The sequence below is a fragment of the Komagataeibacter europaeus LMG 18890 genome (assembly GCF_000285295.1).
Taxonomy (GTDB): domain Bacteria; phylum Pseudomonadota; class Alphaproteobacteria; order Acetobacterales; family Acetobacteraceae; genus Komagataeibacter; species Komagataeibacter europaeus.
The window spans coordinates 1-1,760 of record NZ_CADP01000263.1 but is presented as its reverse complement, the minus strand read 5'-3'; the positions used below and the strand labels follow the sequence as shown (position 1 = coordinate 1,760).

Below are 1,760 nucleotides of genomic sequence, written 5' to 3'. Positions count from 1 at the left end.
GCAGGAGAAAGGGAAAGAAACTTTACGGCTTGCCTGCTTTACGTAATGAAAAACCCCGCACAATGGCGGGGCTTCATGGATCATGTCGATCAATAGAAAGACGGTAAATAGAACGCCGCGCGCGTCATACAGGCGCATAGCAGGACGTACCCCATCAGCAACCAGTACCGATGCCATTTCCTGCGCCCTGCCTTGTCACGGGGCATCGGCCAGATCCGCGGCACGTCCAGCGTACAGGTCATGAGACTGCCCCTGTCCCACACATGCAGGGGGCAGACGACAATGGGCACCAGCACCAAGGCAAGGATACCGCCCATTTCCCATAGTTTCCCGATTATGAGGCCCAGCACCATATATCCAAACCCTGCGGCAAACCGCCTGCCCATGTCCTCGATCTTCCGGGTCATAGATGCTCCATGATAAAGGAGCCGCCCCGGCTGGCCGGGGCGGCAAGTTTTAGATAAAGGCGAGAACGACACGGACCAGCACAGCGATACAGACGACCAGCGCAAAGACGCGGCGATGCCTGCGCCATTCGATCAGATCAGCCTCCCGCGTGGGAGCCGTCCAAAGATAGGGCAGATCAATGGTAAAGGACTTGGACCAAGCCCCGTTTGAGGTCCGCACGGGGAACATGCAGACCGGGATAAGCAAGAGCGCGGCAAAACCTGTCACGCGCCACAGGACGCCAATGCCGATCCCGAACACTGCCGCTGCCATCATCATGCGTACAAAGTGCGCGGTCGTCAGTTCGTCTCTCATAGGGTGAGCCTCCTATATGTGGGTTTCATGGGGCCGGTGTGGTGTCCCGCCCCCATGTCGTTAATGTATCATGATACATTATTATTGCAAGAAAAAATCCCGGCTTCCTGCTCTTTTTTTATAAAAGCGGGCCGCTGGTGCGTGTCCGGCCTGTAGTCAGAAAACCGGACTTCGTAAGCGGTTAATATCCAGTCGTTGCCCACGGGTCCGCTCTCCCGCATGTCCAGAAAAATATCACCAGGCGTCACAATGTCCGCCACCCGGATTGATCCACTACCATCCCCCGGTTGGATCGAACTGCCGACCAGGTGGGGCATTTCCGTTACGGCTTCAAGGCATGACGTATAGGCAACATCCCGCACACGGCCCGTCTCGTCTGTCAGGGTGACATAGGCAAATACTTCATCCCCAAACGATGGCCAGCTTGCCAGCGTGAATGTGCCCGCCTCTGCCGCCTCAAGGGCCTGCATATACACCTCAAGGCGCGTCTGATCGTCGTCAGGCGGCGTGATAACCTCGGCAACCGGACGCACGACACGGCAAGCGGTGCCCTCTGGCGTCGTGCCTGTGCCTTCTACGTGGGGCACGCCTTCCAGCATCGGCCAGCCGGTGACGGTGAATAATCCGGCCTGTGGGCTGGCCGGGTCCATGAAACGGGGAAACTGTGCGCGGGTGATAGCCATAGGGTGAGCCTCCTAACTGGCAAAATGAGATAGGGCCGGGGTCGCATCCCCCGGCCCGCACGTTCTGCGCCTTACTCCGTGGGGAGACGGAAAGAGCGGAGCCATGACGGCCCGTGGCTGTTACGCAAGCCGTAAAGAAGGGGAAAGCCGTGCATCGGCAGGCCGCGCCACCATGATTCCTTTTCAAGCACCTGTTTCCAGTTCCGCCCTTCCTGCGCGGCAAACTCTTTCAGTTCCTTGATTTCTTCCGGGTCGAGAGGGGGATAAGCCATAGGGTGAGCCTCCTATATGTGGGTTTCATGGGGTCGGTGTGGT

The 1,760-nt window shown here is 58.2% G+C and carries 4 protein-coding genes; all 4 read right to left on the bottom strand.

Features of this window, described 5'->3' with window-relative positions; all coding sequences use genetic code 11:
• Positions 1 to 89: 89 nt before the first annotated feature.
• Positions 90 to 407, bottom strand: a complete 318-nt coding sequence (locus GEU01_RS21490; RefSeq protein WP_019087640.1) for a hypothetical protein — start codon at positions 405 to 407, stop codon at positions 90 to 92.
• Between the two features lie 49 nt (positions 408 to 456).
• Positions 457 to 762 (bottom strand): hypothetical protein, encoded by a 306-nt coding sequence (locus GEU01_RS21485; protein WP_019087639.1) that lies wholly within the window; start codon positions 760 to 762, stop codon positions 457 to 459.
• Between the two features lie 68 nt (positions 763 to 830).
• The gene (locus tag GEU01_RS21480) at positions 831 to 1,412 is read right to left on the bottom strand and encodes an iron-sulfur cluster assembly scaffold protein (protein WP_157212921.1); all 582 of its coding nucleotides are present in this window, start codon (positions 1,410 to 1,412) and stop codon (positions 831 to 833) included.
• A 104-nt stretch (positions 1,413 to 1,516) separates the two neighbouring features.
• Entirely contained in the window at positions 1,517 to 1,717 is a 201-nt protein-coding gene (locus GEU01_RS21475) for a hypothetical protein (protein WP_019087637.1), read from the bottom strand.
• Positions 1,718 to 1,760 lie beyond the last annotated feature (43 nt).